This is a genomic window from Verrucosispora sp. WMMD1129, from assembly GCF_029581255.1.
GTDB classification, from domain to species: Bacteria; Actinomycetota; Actinomycetes; order Mycobacteriales; family Micromonosporaceae; genus Micromonospora; species Micromonospora sediminimaris.
Genome location: NZ_CP120741.1, coordinates 2,539,048 through 2,556,386, shown reverse-complemented (window position 1 = coordinate 2,556,386; position 17,339 = coordinate 2,539,048). Strand labels below are relative to the sequence as shown.

Below are 17,339 nucleotides of genomic sequence, written 5' to 3'. Positions count from 1 at the left end.
GCCCGTCTCCGGAGAACCGGAGACGGGCTTCCTTGGTGGTGCGGGTGGTGTCAGTTCACCGCGCCGATGGAGACCGCGCCACGGCCGACGACCGCGCCTTCGGTGGTCACCACGGTCAGCTCACCGTAGAGGCTCCGGCCCGCGGACGGGGCGGACTGGGCCGTCACCGTGCCCGAGATGGTGCCGGTGGCACCGTGGGCCAGGTTGAGCGGCGTGCTCGACGCCGAGAGGGTGCCGAGCGCCGGAGAGGAGAACGAGTCCCGGTAGTCGTACTCGGTGCTGCCACCGGCACCGTCGACCGAGTACGCCTCGACGACGACGGTGTAGGTGCCCGCAGCCGGGTTGTTGAGGGTCACGAACTCCTCCGAGTCCCCGTCCGCGTTGTACGCGATCAGGCTGCCGCCCCGGTAGACGAACAGGTCGAGGTCGGCACCGGCGTCCGACGTGTTGCCGATGCGGGCGGTGAAGCTGGTGGCGCCCGCCGGCACATCCACGGTGAACTCCTGCGTCGCGTACTCGACGATGGTCGGCCGCTCCGCGTGCGAGCTGGCCAGCGCGCCGCCCTGGCCGGTCACCGTGACCGGGCCGAAGGTGTTCTTCAGCGACCAGGTGACCGGGGTCGGGGCGCCGGCGGTGACCGACGGCAGCTCGACCACGGCCGGCTCGACCGCGACGCCCTGCACCCGTGCCTGGATCTGGTACGGGTTGTTCAGCGACGGCGAGGTACGCCGGGACTCGACCTCGATCTCCCAGACACCCGGCATCGGGTTCTGGTAGTCGCGCTCGAAGGCGTTGCAGACGACCGTGCTGACGTGGTTGGTGAAGCAGGCCAGGCTGGAGGTGCTCTCCACCGGCACACCCCACGGGTTGAACGCGATGAAGCGCGTCTGCGACCCGGTGGCGATGCCGGAGAGGTTCACCTGCAGCGCACCGGCGCCCGGGGGCACCGTCACGAAGTACGACGTGGTGTTGTTCCGGTCCACCGAACCTTGCGCCGAGTAGGCGAAGTTGGGCTTGCTGACGTCGTTCGAGGCCACCACGACGGCGGAGACCTCGAAGTCGATCGTGTTGGTGGCCGGGTCGTCGACGGTCACGATCGTGCTGTGCGCGCCGACGGTCTTCGGCTTGGCGATGATCGTGATGGTGACGGGCGTGTTCAGCGGCAGCCTGACGTTCTTCGGCGCCGAGAAGGTGCCGTCGTTGCCGCGCAGACCCACGTTGTGCTTGACGTTGCCGGCCGGGCCGCTGGTCCGGGTCAGCGTGACCTGGTACGACTTCGACTGGTTGACCTTGTGGCCGCCGTCGGCGGAGCCGCAGCGGTTGTAGACGCCGGTGCCCTGGTGTGGAGTGGCCAGCAGGCCGGAGAGCACCGTGCAGACCGGGGCGTCGGAGGTGTACGAGCGGGTCTGCACACCCTTCTTCAGCAGCTTCCAGGCACCCGGCACGTTGAACATGCCGTAACCCTGGCCGTAGGTCGGGGTGTCGGCGATCGGCTTGGCCGAGGTGTAGATCGCCCGGCGCAGCATCTCCGGGGTGATGCCCTTGTCGGTCGCCCGAGCGGCCGAGAGCAGCAGTGCGGCGGCACCGGCGGCCTGCGGGGAGGCCATCGACGTGCCGTTGAACATGCCGTAGCCCGGCGGCAGCGAGTAGCCGGCCTCGGCGACGGGGCTGCCGGGCTGCCACACCGGGGTGGTGGAGATGGCCGAACCCGGCGCGGCGATGTTCGGCTTGGCGCCACCGTCCTCACGCGGGCCGCGCGAGGAGAAGTTGAACAGGGCGTTCTTCTTCTTGACCACCGAGCCGTAGTTGGCCAGCCAGGTGTCCTTGCTGACGCTGGCGGCGACGCTCACCACGTTTGTCGACGCCGACGGGTCGCCGATGGTGTTCACACCCGGGCCGGAGTTGCCGGCCGAGATGAACATCTGCACCCCGTACGTGGTGATCAGGTTGTTGTAGAGGGTGGCGCGGGCGTTGTTGCCGTCGTTGAGCGCGGGCAGGCCACCGATCGACATGTTGATCACGTCGACCCCGCGGTTGATCACCAGATCGGCCATGCCGGTGGTGAGCGCGGCGGCAGTGCAGCCACCGCCCCAGGAGCAGGCACGGGAGGAAACGATCTTGGCGCCGGGGGCGGCACCGTCGAAGGCGCCGTTGCCGAGCATGTCGTTCGCGGCGGTGATGCCGGCGACGTGCGTACCGTGGGCGCTCTCGATGATGCCGATGTTTACGTAGTCCACCAGGCCGGGACCGCCGACCGGGGTGGTGTCGACGTTCTTGCGGTACTCGACGACGAACGACATCCGCTCGGTGACCGGGGTCGCCGGGTTGTCGGTGCCGAAGTGGCCGACGTCGAACTTCTCCTTGTACGGCCGCATCACGGCCTCGTCGGTGAAGTCGCCGTCCTGGTCGGAGTCGACCCAGATGTTGTTGGTCGTCGGGTCGAACAGGATGCCGAACTGGTCGGTGTTGTCGCCGTCGCGGTTGACGTCACCGGCCGGGTCGCTGTTGTTTGTGATGTTCTCGCTGAACAGGTTGAACCGGTAGCTGCCGGCCGGCGCGGTCCAGGTGCGGCCGGCCAGGGCGAACGTAGGGCCGGTCACCTGGTTGATCATCGGCCGCCAGGTGGGGTCCTCGAACGGGTCGGTCGCGGTCACCCAGTCGACGATCTTGCGCTCGCCGGTGGTGGTCTCCTGCAGTGCCGGGTGCTCCAGGTCCACACCGGAGTCCATGATGCCGATGGTGACGCCGCGGCCGTCCCACTTCTTGTGCTGCTTGACGAACTTGACCGCACCGGTCTCGTTCGTCGGCATGTAGGGGTTGTCGGCCTTGGTCTTGGCGCCAGGTCCGCTGAGCGTGCCGCCCTGCTTGCTGCCCTTCTTGCCGCCAGGGGCGACCTCGGGCTTCGGGTCCGGGAGCTGGATCTTCTCGTCCAGGTCGATGGCGGCCACGCCCGGCAGCTTGGCGGCCTTGACCGCCTTGCCGGTCGGCACCTTGGCGAGCACGTAACCGATGGTGTCGAAGCGCTCGGTGACGGCCGCGCCGAGGTCCTTGAGGTCGTCGGCGACGTCCCTCGCCTTGCCCTTGTCGGTGGCGACGATCATCGTGACGGTGGGGGCCTTCTTCGCCTCCGCTTCAGCGAGCAGCTTGGCGTCGTGCTGGTCCATCGCCTCGGCGGGGGTGGCCTGCGCGGCGTCCGGTCCGGCAGGAGCGGCGCTCGCGGTGGCGGCACCGCCCGCCACGGTCACGGCGCTGGCGGCCATCACCGAGGCGAAGAGCGCGGCCGAGGTACGCCGGCTCAGGTTTCGGGGTTTACTCACGTTCTCTTTCCTCCAGAGAACAGGGCGCCCTCAGATGCAGGGCACGCGTGAGCGAAATCCTTCGTGGTGCCGACCGTCGATGTCACTACCGTTGGGTACGTTGTGACCATCTCGTGATATGCGAGACGCTCATTGTCACATCGAAGATGGTAAGGGCTAATTTCAGTTAGACCGAGTTCGATCATCTGAAGTGGAATCAGTGAGCAGCTCCGGCGCTTGAGGCTGCCGGGGAGCCAGCTCCACCTGCCCCGGGGTGGGCAGTTCCTGATCCGACACGCCCAGCTCGGCCAGTTTCCGGGCACTCACCAGCACCCGCGCCTCCAGCGAGCCCACCGCCCGGTTGTACGCGGTGACCGCACCACCGAGCGAGGCGCCGAGCTTGCCGACGTGGTCACCGAGGGTCGACAACCGTCCGTACAGCTCCCGCGCCACCGTGTGCACGGCCATCGCGTTGCGGGTCAGCTGCTCCTGCCGCCACGACCAGGCCACGGTACGCAGCAGCGCGACCAGGGTGGCCGGGGTGGCCAGCACCACGTTGCGGGCGAATGCGTGCTCCAACAGCGTCGGATCGCGTTGCAGGGCGACGTCCAGGAAAGGGTCGGCCGGCACGAACAGCACCACGAATTCCGGAGTGGACTCGAACGCGGCCCAGTACGACTTGGCGGCCAACGCGTCAACGTGCGCCCGAAGGTGTCTGGCGTGGGCGTCCAGGTGGGTGTCCCGGCCCCGCTCGTCGCGCGCCTCCATCGCGGTGAGGTACGCGTCGAACGGCGCCTTGGCGTCCACCACCACGCTCCGGCCGCCGTGCAGCCGAACCACCAGGTCGGGGCGTACCGTCTGCTGGTCGGTGGCGGCGGTCACCTGCTCGGCGAAGTCGCAGTGCTCCAACATGCCGGCGGCCTCGACGATGCGGCGCAACTGATGCTCGCCCCACCGGCCGCGTACCTGGGGCGCGCGCAAGGCCGCGACCAGCTGTTTCGTCTCCGTGCGCAGCTCACCCGAGACCGTGCTCATGGCGCGGACCTGCTCGCGCAGCTCGGCGTACGCGTCGACCCGCTCGCGTTCGAGGTCGGCGACCCGCTGCTCGTAACGCCGCAGCGTCTCGTGCAGCGGGGCCACCGCCCGGGCGACCGCCTCCTGCGACTGGGCCGTCGCCTCGTAGCTCAGCGCCCGCATCGACTGCTCCAGCCGACCCTCACCCTCGCGGGTGGCGCGCAGCGTGGCGTCCAGCCGGGCGATGTCGGTAGCCGAGCGGGCCCGGGCGGCGAACCAGCCGACCGCGCCGCCGGCACCGAGGCAGACGACGACAACCGCAAGGGTCGAGAACTCCATCCTCAGCAGCTTGCCAAAGACGGGCGCTGCGCACCCGTCCGGGCGCGCAGCGATTTCCGCAGCACCAGGCTCGTCGCAGCGGGCTCCACGCAACTCGCCTGATACTGCTGCCTCGACGACGCCCCAGAGTTGAGGCAGCAACATCCCTGAAACTGTGCGGATCTTGGGGCAAGATCCGGTGGCTCAGCCGGTGTTGCGCATGCCGGCCGCGATGCCGTTGACCGTGGTGAGCAGGGCCCGTTCCAGGGCCGTGCCGTCGCTGGGGGCGCGTCGGCCACCCGGAGCGGTGGCCACTGCCCGTCCGGCCGCACCCGAGTCGCGGTACTGCCGCAGCAGCGCCACCTGAAGGTGGTGCAACGGCTCCAGGTAGGTGTCGCGTACGGCGAGGGTGCGTTGCAGCACCGGGGAGTTCTCCAGCAGGTCCGGTGAGTCGGTGACCGCGAGCACCTCACGTCGGGTCAGCTCGTACTCCTGCTCGATCTTGTCGAAGATCGGGTGCAGCTTCTTCGGGACCAGGGTCTCCACGTACCGCCGGGCGATGCCGAGGTCGGTCTTGGTCAGCATCATCTCCACATTGGACAGGAACGTGCGGAAGAAGTGCCAGTTGCGGTGCATCTCGGCCAGCACGTCGGAGAGCCCGGCCTCCCGGGCGGCGGCCAGGCCGGAGCCGACGCCGAACCAGCCGGGCACGATCTGCCGGGTCTGGGTCCAGCCGAACACCCACGGGATGGCCCGCAGCCCGGACAGCCCGGCACCGGTGTTCGGCCGCTTCGCCGGCCGGGAGCCGATGTTCAGCGCACCGAGCAGCTCGGTCGGGGTCGAAGCCCAGAAGTACGCGGGCAGGTCCGGATCCTCCACCAGCGAGCGGTACGACCGGAACGCCGACTCGGACACCACGTCCATCGCCGCGTCCCAGCGTTCCAACATCTCGGCGGGTTGCCGAGGCCCGGTGTGCAGCAGCGTCGCCTGGAGCACCGCGGCCACGCTCAGCTCCAGGTTCTCCCGGGCCAGGGCGGGCAGGGTGTACTTGTCGGAGATGACCTCGCCCTGCTCGGTCACCTTGATCGCCCCGTCCAGGGTGCCGTACGGCTGGGCCAGGATCGCGTCGTGGGTGGGGCCACCACCGCGCCCGACCGTGCCGCCGCGACCGTGGAAGAGGCGCAGGTGCACCCCGTGCCGGGCAGCCACGTCGCGCAGCGCGCGCTGGGCCCGGTGGATGGACCACTGGCTGGTGGTGATGCCGGCCTCCTTGTTGGAGTCGGAGTAACCGAGCATCACCTCCTGCACGTCGCCCCGGGCCGCCACCAGCGCCCGGTACGCCGGCAGCGACAGCAGCTCGTCGAGCAGTTCCCCGCCGGAGTTCAGCTCGGCCGGCGTCTCCAGCAGCGGCACGATGCCGATCCGGGCCCGGCCGCTGTGCACGTCGACCAGGCCGGCCTCGCGGGCGAGCACCACCGCGGCGAGCACGTCGTCCACGCCGAGGGTCATCGAGATGATGTACGACTCGATCACCTCGGAGCCGAACCGGTCCTGCGCCTCACGGATGGTGCTGAACACATCGAAGGTCTTACGGGCCGACTCGCTCAGCGGGGTGTCCGCCGTCGACAGCGGCCGGCGGCCGGTCAGCTCGTCAGCGAGCAGCTTGGTGCGCTCCAACCGGCTCAGCGACGGGTAGTCGTCGACCTCACCCACCGCCGCGTACAGCTGGGTCAGCACCTCGTGGTGCTTCTCGGCGTGCTCACGTACGTCCATGGTCGCCAGGTGCAGGCCGAACGCGGAGACGGTACGGATGGTCGAGGCGAGCCGTCCGACGGCGGTGAGCTGGCCGGAGTTGCGGGCCAGCGAGGCGCGCAGCAGATCCAGGTCGGCGATCAGCTCGGCCGATCCACGGTAGTCGCGCCCCGGCACGTGCGGGGTGCCCTGGCGCAGCCGGGCCCGGGTGTTGGCGAGCTTGGCCCGAACACAACGGGCCTTGAGCCGGTACGGCTCCTCGGCGTTGACCCGGCGGAACCGGGGCGCCACCTCGGGCAGCGCGTCGAGGTCGGCGGCGAGGCTGGCGGACAGGTCGAGCGACACCCCGCGCAGCCGGCGGGACACCGACACCTCGTTGATCAGTTCTTCCATCGCCGCCTCGGTGGCGGTCAGGCCATGCTCGTGCTGAATGGCCAGCACCTCGCGGGTCACCGTGGGGGTGACGAACGGGTTGCCGTCCCGGTCACCGCCGATCCAGGTGCCGAAGGTCAGCGGCCGGGCCGTCGGCGAGGTCTCCACGCCGAGCGTACGGAGCGTCTCGGCGAGGTCGTCGAGCACCTGCGGAGCCGCCTCGGCGTACAGGTCACGCAGGTAGTAGATGGCGTTTCGCGCCTCGTCGGTCGGGTCCGGCCGGTCCAACCGCAGCTCGTCGGTCTGCCACATCAGGTCCAGCAGCTCGGCCAGCCGCCGGTTCGCCGGGCCCTCGTCGCTGGCGCCGTAGAGGATCGCGTTGGCCGTCTCGGCGTCCAACTCGTCGGCGATCGCGCGCAGCTTCGACAGGATCGAGCGGCGGGCCGCCTCGGTCGGGTGGGCGGTGAAGACCGGACGTACCGCCAACCGGCGGGCCACCGAGGCGATCTCCTCGGCCGGCACCCCGCGCTCGGCGATCATCTTGGCCGCCTGATCCAGCCAGCCGCCCTGGACGGCGCGCCGGCGGCGCAGGTCGCGGGCCCGGTGCACCTGCTCCGTGATGTTGGCCAGGTGGAAGTAGGTGGAGAAGGCGCGGGCCAGCTTGGTGCCGGTGGTCACATCCAGCCCGCCGAGCCGCCGGGCGGCGGCCGGGGCGTCGGTGCGGACCTGGGCCCGGATCTCCTCCACGAGGTCGAGTAGCGGGCGTCCCTCCTGGCGGGCCAGGGTCTGCCCGAGCAACGTGCCCAACCTGCGGATGTCGGCGCGCAGGGCGGCGTCGGGGCCGTCGTGATCGTGCTGGTCGGTCACCATGCGCTCCTCACGTCAAGTACGAAGGACAGCGCTGTCCGACTCCCCCGATCGTATCCACGCGAACCCGCCCGGAAGGAAGGGCCCCTTGATAACGCCCTTCGTTTCAGGGGGACCCCGGCCAGACTTCGACGCTGCCGAGGTGCGCCGGCCGAGGGCTTCCGGCAGTCAAAAACCGCTGGTCACCGCCGGTAGCGTCGGGACACGAGGTCGTTGGCTCAGCCGCCGAAGCCCCGACGTGAAGATCGAGTGGCGATCGTCTCACCCTCCGCTGGCCTGCCCGGTGCGCGACATCCACTCGACATGCGGGATGTCGCGGTATGCGCGCCGACGGAAGCCGCGACATCCCGTATCCGGAGTTGACCTTGCCCCTGAGTCCACGACGCTCGGTTGACGACGCCCCTCAGCCGACGACGGCGAAGGCGCGGACGGGGAAGGTGCCCATACCGGCCACCCTCGGCGGGGCGGCGGTGAATCGGAAGCCCTCCGGCGGCAGGGCGTCCAGCCCGGTCAGGTGCTCCACGATCGGGATGCCGGCGGCCAGCAGGAGGCTGTGCGCGGGCCGCTCTCCACCGGCCGCCGGACCCATGTCGTCAATGTTGATCGAGTCGATGCCGACCAGGGCGGCGCCCGCGTCGACCAGCGCCTGCGCGCCGTCACCGGTCAGGTGGGGCGCTTCCGGGGCGCCGTACCCGGGGGTGCCGAAGTGCGCGTCCCAGCCGGTGTGCAGCAGCACCGCCTTGCCGGCTACGTCGTACGGCGCCAGCAGCAGCCGGTCCACCGCGCGGGCGTCGGCGGGCAGCCGGACGACGAGCCCGGGCAGGTCGGCGAGCCGGTCCAGCGGGAAACCGGACAGGTCGGCACCGTCCGCGTACCGGTGGGCGGGGGTGTCCAGGTAGGTGCCGGTGTTGGCGATCATGTCGATCCGGGCCACGTGGAACTCGGTGCCCGGGGCGTAGTGCTTCCGGGACGCCTCGCGGGTCAGCCACTCGGTGATCTTCGGGGCCGGCCAGCCGGGCAGGGTGGTCATCCCGTCGGTGACCAGGTGACTCAGCTCGATCAGCCGCCGCCCGTGGACGCCGCCCCGGGCACCTCGGACGGCGCGACCGCCCTTGTGCGGTTCCTCGATGACCGTTTTGTTGGTGATCCGTACCTCGGAGACCATCAGCAGGCCGAGATGCCGGACGAACAGCGCCGCCAGGTCGGCGTCGTCGATCGTGTCGCCCGGGATGTCCAGCCGGAATCCCTCGGTGCTCAGGCCGCCGCCGTTGGCGAACGCGACCTCCGCGTCGAACTGTGCCCGCCACTGCCCACTCACGCCTACACCCGATCACCCCCCGCCCGACCAGTCAAGATTCACTCCCGCCACGCCGCCCCCGGGCGAGGCGACAACTTCGGGGAAAGCGCAGCCTCCCTCGCACCGCAGCCTGCACCTTCCCCGAAGTTGCGCACGCTCGCGGGGTGGGGGTGGGTGGGGTGGTAAACGGGGAGGCGGTCGGGGGGCGGAGCTAGGCTGGCATCCGTACACCCCCCGTCCGGCCGGACGCGGGGTGATCGTCGTGTCCCCACCTCGGAAGTGATCATGACTGCGCTCACCGGACTGTTCGCCGCCGCCCTGGCCGACCCGGGCCTGGCCCGCGTCCGTGACCTGGCGCGCTCCGGTGCGGCCCAGGTCGACGGGCTCGACCTGACCGCCCCGCCGGCGCTGCGCCCGTTCGCGGTCGCCGCGGTGGCGGCGGATCCCGACCACCGGGCCGGCGGCCCGGTTAGCGGCGGAAGCCCGGGTGGCGACGCGATCGCTGGCGGAGCGGGTCGGCCGGTGCTGGCGGTCACCGCCACCAGCCGCGAGGCCGAGGACCTCGTCGCCGCGCTGGGCAGCCTGCTGCAGCCCGAGCAGGTGGCGATCTTCCCGAGCTGGGAGACGCTGCCGCACGAGCGGCTCTCACCGCGCTCCGACACCGTCGGCCGGCGGTTGGCCGTGCTGCGTCGGCTCGCGCATCCGGACTCGACGGACGCGCACGGGCGCACCGGCCCGCTGCGGGTGGTGGTGGCCCCCGTCCGCTCGGTGCTGCAACCCCAGCTCAAGGGGCTCGGCGATCTGGAACCTGTCCGGCTGGCCGCCGGTGACGAGGCCGACCTGGAGCAGATCGCCCGCCGGCTGACCGACATGGCGTACGCCCGGGTCGACCTGGTCACCAAGCGGGGCGAGTTCGCCGTACGCGGCGGTATCCTCGACGTCTTCCCGCCCACCGACGAGCACCCGTCCCGGGTCGAGTTCTGGGGCGACGAGGTGGAGGAGATCCGCACCTTCGCCGTCGCCGACCAGCGCACCATCGAGCAGGTCGCCCAGCTCTGGGCCCCGCCCTGCCGGGAACTGCTGCTCACCCCCGAGATCCGGGACCGGGCCGCCACGCTCGCGCAGCAGCACCCGGAGCTGGCCGAGATCCTGGACAAGCTGGCCGGCGGGGTGCCGGTGGAGGGCATGGAGTCCCTGGCCCCGGCGCTGATCGGCAACGACTCGATGGAGTTGCTGCTCGACTGTATGCCAGCCGGCACCCACGTACTCCTCTGCGACCCGGAGCGGATCCGCACCCGGGCGCATGACCTGGTGCGTACCTCGGAGGAGTTCCTTCAGGCCAGCTGGGCCGCGGCCGCCGTCGGTGGCCAGGCCCCGGTCGACCTCGGCGCCGCCGCCTTCCACACCCTCGCCGACGTACGCGCGCACGCCGCGACCCTGCGCCAGCCCTGGTGGACACTGTCCCCGTTCGGCCTGGCCGAGCCGGTCGGCCCGGCCGCGACCCGGCAGCCGTGGGAGGACGAGCCGGAGGCGGTCGACGTCACTCCCGATGACGCCATCGCGGTGGCGCTGACCGCCCAGCCCGCACCGCTCTACCACGGGGAGACCGCCCGGGTGGTCGACGACCTGAAGCGGTGGGCCGGCGAGGGCTGGTCGATCGCGCTGGTCTTCGAGGGCCACGGCCCCGCCCAGCGGGCCGTCGAGGTGCTCCGCGACGGCGGTCTCGGTGCCCGGCTGACCGAGGAGGTGCCGGCAGCGCCCGCCCCGGGTGAGCTGCTTGTCACCTGCGGCAGCCTGACCGGTGGCTTCGTCGACGAGGCGGCCCGGTTCGTGCTGCTCACCGGCAGCGACGTGACCGGTGGTCGGGGGGTGTCCACCCGTGACATGCGGAAGATGCCGAGCCGGCGGCGCAACACCATCGACCCGCTGGAGCTGCGCGCCGGTGACCACGTGGTGCACGAGCAGCACGGCATCGGCCGGTACGTCGAGCTGGTGCAGCGGACCGTGAACGGCGCCTCCCGGGAATACCTCGTCATCGAGTACGCCCCGAGCAAGCGCGGTCAGCCCGGTGACCGGCTCTTCGTCCCCACCGACCAGCTCGACCAGCTGAGCCGCTACGTCGGCGGCGAGCAGCCGACCCTGCACAAGATGGGCGGCTCGGACTGGCAGAAGTCCAAGGCCCGGGCCCGCAAGGCGGTCCGCGAGATCGCCGCCCAGCTGATCCAGCTCTACGCCGCCCGCAAGGCGTCCAAGGGGCACAACTTCGGCCCGGACACCCCGTGGCAGCGGGAATTGGAGGATGCCTTCCCCTGGCAGGAGACGCCCGACCAGCTCGCCGCCATCGAAGAGGTCAAGCGGGACATGGAGCAGAGCATCCCGATGGACCGGCTGATCTGCGGCGACGTCGGCTACGGCAAGACCGAGATCGCGGTACGGGCGGCGTTCAAGGCGGTGCAGGACGGCAAGCAGGTCGCCGTGCTGGTGCCGACCACCCTGCTGGTGCAGCAGCACTACAACACCTTCGCCGAGCGGATGAGTCAGTTCCCGGTGACCATCCGGCAGCTGTCCCGCTTCCAGACGCCGAAGGAGGCCGAGCAGACCCTCGCCATGGTCGCCGACGGCACCGCCGACATCGTCATCGGCACCCACCGGCTGCTGGCGTCGGCCACCCGGTTCAAGTCGCTCGGGTTGGTCATCGTCGACGAGGAGCAGCGCTTCGGCGTCGAGCACAAGGAGCACCTCAAGTCGATGCGGGCGGCGGTCGACGTGCTGAGCATGTCGGCCACCCCGATCCCGCGCACCCTGGAGATGGCGATCACCGGCATCCGGGAGATGTCCACAATCGCCACCCCACCGGAAGAGCGGCACCCGGTGCTCACCGCCGTCGGTGCGCAGGACGACCGGCAGGTGGCCGCCGCGATCCACCGCGAGCTGCTCCGCGACGGGCAGGTCTTCTACCTGCACAACCGGGTGGAGTCGATCGAACGGGCGGCCCGACGCCTGCGCGAGCTGGTGCCCGAGGCCCGGGTGGCGGTGGCGCACGGGCAGCTGGGCGAGGACGCCTTGGAGAAGGTGATGGTCGGCTTCTGGGAGAAGGAGTACGACGTCCTGGTCTGCACCACGATCGTGGAGTCCGGCATCGACATCCCGAACGCCAACACGCTGATCGTGGAGCGGGCCGACCTGCTCGGCCTGGCCCAGCTGCACCAGATCCGGGGCCGGGTGGGCCGCGGTCGGGAGCGGGCGTACGCGTACTTCCTCTATCCGGGGGACAAGCCGCTCACCGAGCACGCCCACGAGCGGCTGGCCACCATCGCCCAGCACACCGAGCTGGGCGCCGGCATGTACGTGGCCATGAAGGACCTGGAGATCCGGGGGGCCGGCAACCTGCTCGGCGGCGAGCAGTCCGGGCACATCGAGGGCGTCGGGTTCGACCTGTACGTGCGGATGGTCGGCGAGGCGGTGCAGGCGTTCAAGGGCGAGCGTCCGGAGGAGGAGACCGACATCAAGATCGATCTCCCGGTGGACGCGCACCTGCCGCACGACTACGTGGGGGTGGAGCGGCTGCGCCTGGAGATGTACCGCAAGCTCGCCGAGGCGCGCGACGAGGAGCGGCTGCGGGAGGTGGCGGCTGAGATGACCGACCGGTACGGCGAGCCACCCGCGCCGGTGCAGAACCTGATCGCGGTGGCCCGGTTCCGGCTGCTGGCCCGGTCCTACGGCCTCACCGACGTCAGCATGCAGGGCAAGCACATCCGGCTCGGCCCGCTGCCGCTGCCGGACTCCAAGCAGTTGCGGCTCAAGCGCTACCACCCCGACTCGGTCTACAAGGCCGCACTCGACCAGGTCAGCGTCCCCCGCCCGACCACCCGCCGGGTAGGTGGCGAGCCGCTGCGCGACCAGGCCCTGCTGGAGTGGTGCGCCCAGTTGCTCTCCGACGTCCTCGGCGTACCCGCCGGTGTCAGCGGTGGGTAAGGGGCATGAGAGAGTGACGGGCATGCGTGCTCGCCGTCTTGTCGCCGTCGCCAGCGTGGCGGTCGGCCTCGTCGCCCTCGCCGGTTGCCGTTCCGAGCCTGGTGTCGCCGCGTACGTCGGTGACCACCGGATCACCGAGGACGCGGTCACCGAGGTCATCGACGACGCTCAGGCGAAGAACCCGACCCCGACCGAGGGGGCTGAGGCGCCGCTCGGCGAGGAGCCACAGCTGCCCGGCCAGGAGCCCCAGTTGCCCGGGCGCAGCCAGGTGGTGAGCACCCTGGTGCTCAGCGAGGTCTGCGAGCGGATCTCCGCCGACGAGGGTTACCGGCCGCAGAGCCAGGTCGACCCCGCGCAGGTGGCACAGGGCATCGGTCTGAGCCCGGAGACCGGGTACGTGCGGCAGGTCGCCGAGCTGTACACCTGCCTGTCCGGCATTCCGATCGGCGCTCCGGTGGCCCCCACCGAGCAGGAGCTGACCGACCTGGTCGAGGCGGGCAAGCGGGCCGGCGCGGTGCCGCCCGAGGTGACCGTCGAGCAGGCCGCCTCCCAGCTCGACGGGGAGCAGCTGCGCCAGGCCCTGGCCAACCGCAACTCGCTGCGGGAGGCGGTCGAGACGTACGACGTGACGGTCAACCCCCGGTACCGGCCGTTGGTGTTCCCGGTGCTGAGCTTCACCGGGCAGGCCGTCGCGGTGGGCGTGCCGCTGGGTGAGCCGGCCTCCGACGCGGTAAACGACATCTCCACCCCGAGGCCGCGGCCCGAGCCGGCCGTGCCGACCGACGGCTGAGCATGCCCCGGATCGTCCTGCTGGTGACCTCGCCCCGGTTGCCGGCCGGGCTGTTGACGGCAGCCGCCTGGGATGTCGTACGCGCGGCTCCGGTGCTGGCCGCCGAGGAGAGCGAGCTGACCACGGCGCTGCGGTCGGCGGGCGCCGAGGTGCGGGTTCTCGACGGGCCGCCGGTGCCGTCGCTGCTGGACGCGGCGGCGGCGCAGGACACGGTGGTCTGGCTGGCCGGCCCGGCCGGGGACGAGTCGCTGGCCCGGGAGCTGGGGCTGCGCCTGGCCCGCGAGCCGGGGCTGGCGGAGCTGGAGCTGATGTACGGCTCGTGGGATCCGCCGGGTGCGCGGCTGCTGGACGCGGTGGCCGTGCTCGACCGGCTGCTCTCGCCCGGCGGGGATCCGTGGAAGCGGGCGCAGACCCACCGTAGCCTGGCCGGGTTCCTGCTGGAGGAGAGCTACGAGGCGTACGACGCGATAAGCGCCGGGGACACCGACGCGTTGCGCGAGGAGCTGGGCGACGTGCTGCTTCAGGTGGTGCTGCACGCCCGGCTGGCCGAGGAGCTGCCCGAGGACGAACGCTGGAGCATCGACGACGTGGCCGGTGGGCTGGTGGACAAGATGATCCGGCGTAACCCGCACGTCTTCGCGGGTGCCGAGGCGGGCACCCTGGAGGAGATCACCGCCAACTGGGAGCGGATCAAGCAGGCGGAGAAGGCCCGCGGCTCCGTCCTCGACGGCATCGCGTTGAGCCAGCCGGCGCTCGCCCTGGCAGCGAAGATCCTGGAGCGTGCCGCCCGCGTCGGCATCACCGCGCCGCTGCCGGCACCGGAGGCACAACCCGATCCGGAAACCGCCCTCGGCGCCCACCTGCTCGCCGCCGTCGCCCAGGCCCACGCCGCCGACCTCGACCCCGAAGCCGCCCTCCGCCGCACCACCCTGGCGCACGCCCGAACCATCCGCACCACCGAATCAACCCCACCCCCACCCCCACCCCCCACCCCCACCCCCACCGCCCCCCACACCACCGGTTGATCAAGAAGTTTGCGTCTGCTGACCGGCCTTGGGCCGACCAGAACTTCTTGATCAACTGGCGTGTCGGGGGCGGGTGGTTAGGGTCGGGGGGTGGAGCGGTTTCAGGTGGTGGGGGAGCGGGTTGTCGAGGCGTTGCTGGGGAGTCGGCCAGGGCTCGCCGGGACGGCGGGGGATCATCGGGTCGACGACCGGCTGCCGGACTTCTCGGCCGACGCGGTCGCGGCGGACCGGGCGATGCTCGTCGACGCGGCCAGCGCGCTTGTCGAGATCGACCCCGACGACCTCGACATCGAGGAGCGGGTCGACCACGCCCTGCTCTCCGCCCTGGTCGACCGGGAACTGTTCGAGCTGACCGAGATCCGAGGGCACGAGTGGGATCCGCTCGTGCACAACCCCGGTCCACTGCTGCACGCCCTGCTGTCCCGCCCGTATGCGCCGGTGGAGGTGCGGTTGACCGCCCTCGCCGGCCGCCTCGCCGCCGTACCGGATTCGTTGGCGACCGCGCGCGCGACCTTGCGTGACATGCCCCGGGTGCACGCCGAGACGGCGGTCGGGCAGTTCACCGGTGTGGCGGCGCTGATCCGCGACGAGGTACCCGCGCTGCTCGCGCAGGCGCCTGCCGGCATCGACCGGATCGAGCCGGCCGCCACCGCGGCGCTGGCCGCGCTCGACGAGTTCGTCGCCTGGCTACGCACCGGCCTGGCGGCCGACGCCGGCCCGGGGTGCGATCCCCGGCTGGGCCGGCGGCGCTGGGAGGCACGCCTGTGGCACGAACTCGACACCGAGTTGGGTGCCGCCGAGATCCAGCGCCGGGCCTGGGCGAACCTCGACCGGGTCACCGACGAGATCCGCGCGGCGGCGGTCGAGCTGGTCGGTGGTCCGGCCGACGACGAGACAGTACGCCGAGCCCTCGACCTGCTCGCCGCCGAACATCCCGACGACCACACCATCGTGGACCTGGCCTCGATCACCCTGGACGAGACGAGTGACTTCGTCCGGGCCAACGACCTGGTGACCGTGCCGGAGGACCCGTGCGCCATCCAGGTGATGCCGGAGTTCGCCCGGGGCGTGGCGGTGGCCTACTGCGACGCACCCGGCGGCCTGGAGACAGCCGCCGTGCCGACGTTCTACTGCATCGCACCGACGCCGGTGGACTGGCCCGCCCACCGAGTGGAGTCGTTCTACCGCGAGTACAACGACCACATGATCCGCAACCTCACCGTGCACGAGGCGATGCCGGGTCACTTCCTTCAACTCGCCCACGCCCGGCGTTACGCCGGCTCCACCCGGGTACGGTCGTTGACCCGCTCCGGCCCGTTCGTCGAGGGGTGGGCGGTCTACGCCGAGGAGCTGATGGTCGGCTGTGACTTCGGTGGTCTGCCGGTGCGGTTGCAGCAGCTGAAGATGCAGCTACGGATGACCCTCAACGCGCTGCTCGACCAGCTGACGCACGCCGAGGACCTGCCCGAGGCCGAGGCGATGGCGCTGCTGACCGGACGCGGCTTCCAGGAGGAGGGCGAGGCGGCGGGCAAATGGCGCCGCGCGCTGCTGACCTCGGCTCAGCTGTCGACGTACTTCGTCGGCTACAGCGAGGTGGCCGAGATCGCCGCCGCTCGGCCACCGCACGTGTCGCTGCGGGACTGGCACGACCGGATGCTCGCCCACGGCAGTCCACCCCCGCGCCACCTGCGTACCCTGCTCGACCTGTAGGCCGCGCCTCGCCCGGCTGCCGGGCGTCGGCTCAGGGGCCCTCGGTGCGCCGGTCCACCACGTCGGCGCCCGCCGGCAGGTCGAAGGCGCCGCCGTCGACCTGATCGCGGAAGCGGCTCAGCGCCAACTCGACAGGTTGCCCGTCGACCTGGCCGGTGAAGCTGCCCAGCGCGCCCTCGCCGGTCACGCAGGCGGTGAAGCTCTCCGCGTCCTGGCGTACGTCGACACAGGTCGAGTGGTGGCCGACGACCGTGCTGCTGCGCTCGTTGATGACCGCATCCGGATCCAGCGCTGCGGCGGTCAGCCGACCCATCACCATCGGAGGGGTGACCAGCCCCTGTAGCTCGGCCTCGGCGAAGACCACGACCGAGGGCTTGCTGTTGGGCGCGGGCGGTTCCTCAAGCGTGCAGACGGTCCGGTCGCCGTCGGTGTCGCATCGGGTGGTCGCCTCGTCGGTGACTGTCACCTTTCCGCCGGGCCAGGTGTAGCTGGACCGGGCCGGGTCCTGCGACTGGACGAAGGAGGCGCTCCGCCCGCCGGGAAGCTGGTACTCCGCCGAGTAGGTCAGCTCCAGCGCCCGGTCCATCCGCGCGGCGAGATCGTTGACGATGTCGGATCGACCCATGGCTCGTCCGGCGTCGTCCAGCGCCTGACAGCCGGTGACGGTGAGCAACGCGATGACCGACACAGCGAGCGTACGGAGAGTGGTCGAGGCGGCGGGCATGGCGACCAGCCTTGTCGATCGGGTCCCACTCGTGCAAACCGGTTGCCGGTTGAGGCACGAGAATCCGGGAATGTCCGACCCGTCGGGTACCGGAGCGTGGTCGTTGACCCGCCCGGTCGCCGTGCCGGGGAGCGGGGACCGATACGCTGCGTTCAACACCTGCCGCTGCCGCACCGTCGCGGCCCAAACCGGACGAGAC

At 71.2% G+C, this 17,339-nt stretch carries 9 protein-coding genes; 4 read left to right on the top strand and 5 right to left on the bottom strand.

What is annotated here, in order from left to right:
- Window positions 1-50 precede the first annotated feature (50 nt).
- The 4 genes from O7624_RS11595 to O7624_RS11580 form a co-directional block, all read right to left on the bottom strand.
- Window positions 51-3,317 (bottom strand): S8 family serine peptidase, encoded by a 3,267-nt coding sequence (locus tag O7624_RS11595; RefSeq protein WP_282240011.1) that lies wholly within the window; start codon window positions 3,315-3,317, stop codon window positions 51-53.
- A 162-nt stretch (window positions 3,318-3,479) separates the two neighbouring features.
- A complete protein-coding gene (locus O7624_RS11590; RefSeq protein WP_093406339.1) occupies window positions 3,480-4,649 on the bottom strand; it encodes a DNA recombination protein RmuC in 1,170 nt (389 codons plus the stop codon).
- A gap of 183 nt (window positions 4,650-4,832) precedes the next feature.
- Window positions 4,833-7,619 (bottom strand): phosphoenolpyruvate carboxylase, encoded by a 2,787-nt coding sequence (gene ppc, locus O7624_RS11585; RefSeq protein ID WP_093406668.1) that lies wholly within the window; start codon window positions 7,617-7,619, stop codon window positions 4,833-4,835.
- Window positions 7,620-8,022: 403 nt separating this feature from the next.
- The gene (locus O7624_RS11580) at window positions 8,023-8,937 is read right to left on the bottom strand and encodes a cyclase family protein (RefSeq protein WP_282240010.1); all 915 of its coding nucleotides are present in this window, start codon (window positions 8,935-8,937) and stop codon (window positions 8,023-8,025) included.
- 264 nt (window positions 8,938-9,201) lie between these two features.
- On the opposite strand from O7624_RS11580, the gene mfd reads away from it, so the two are divergent.
- The 4 genes from mfd to O7624_RS11560 all read left to right on the top strand — a co-directional run bounded on the left by mfd (window position 9,202) and on the right by O7624_RS11560 (window position 16,416).
- Window positions 9,202-12,891 carry a transcription-repair coupling factor gene (gene mfd, locus O7624_RS11575; protein WP_282240009.1) on the top strand — a complete coding sequence of 1,230 codons (3,690 nt, stop codon included), beginning with the start codon at window positions 9,202-9,204 and terminating at the stop codon, window positions 12,889-12,891.
- Window positions 12,892-12,913: 22 nt separating this feature from the next.
- Window positions 12,914-13,681, top strand: a complete 768-nt coding sequence (locus O7624_RS11570) for a hypothetical protein (protein WP_093406344.1) — start codon at window positions 12,914-12,916, stop codon at window positions 13,679-13,681.
- A 2-nt stretch (window positions 13,682-13,683) separates the two neighbouring features.
- Window positions 13,684-14,706 (top strand): nucleoside triphosphate pyrophosphohydrolase, encoded by a 1,023-nt coding sequence (locus O7624_RS11565; protein ID WP_282240008.1) that lies wholly within the window; start codon window positions 13,684-13,686, stop codon window positions 14,704-14,706.
- A gap of 90 nt (window positions 14,707-14,796) precedes the next feature.
- Window positions 14,797-16,416, top strand: a complete 1,620-nt coding sequence (locus tag O7624_RS11560; RefSeq protein WP_282240007.1) for a DUF885 domain-containing protein — start codon at window positions 14,797-14,799, stop codon at window positions 16,414-16,416.
- A 31-nt stretch (window positions 16,417-16,447) separates the two neighbouring features.
- On the opposite strand, the gene O7624_RS11555 is transcribed toward O7624_RS11560, so the two are convergent.
- A complete protein-coding gene (locus O7624_RS11555; protein WP_282240006.1) occupies window positions 16,448-17,140 on the bottom strand; it encodes a hypothetical protein in 693 nt (230 codons plus the stop codon).
- Between the last annotated feature and the right edge of the window lie 199 nt (window positions 17,141-17,339).

Excerpts from the sequence above, each read along its gene's own strand:
- O7624_RS11570 (WP_093406344.1), top strand. The coding sequence starts at position 12,914 with ATGCGTGCTCGCCGTCTTGTCGCCGTCGCCAGCGTGGCGGTCGGCCTC.
- O7624_RS11555 (WP_282240006.1), bottom strand. The coding sequence starts at position 17,140 with ATGCCCGCCGCCTCGACCACTCTCCGTACGCTCGCTGTGTCGGTCATC.
- O7624_RS11590 (WP_093406339.1), bottom strand. The coding sequence starts at position 4,649 with ATGGAGTTCTCGACCCTTGCGGTTGTCGTCGTCTGCCTCGGTGCCGGC.
- mfd (WP_282240009.1), top strand. The coding sequence starts at position 9,202 with ATGACTGCGCTCACCGGACTGTTCGCCGCCGCCCTGGCCGACCCGGGC.
- O7624_RS11565 (WP_282240008.1), top strand. The coding sequence starts at position 13,684 with ATGCCCCGGATCGTCCTGCTGGTGACCTCGCCCCGGTTGCCGGCCGGG.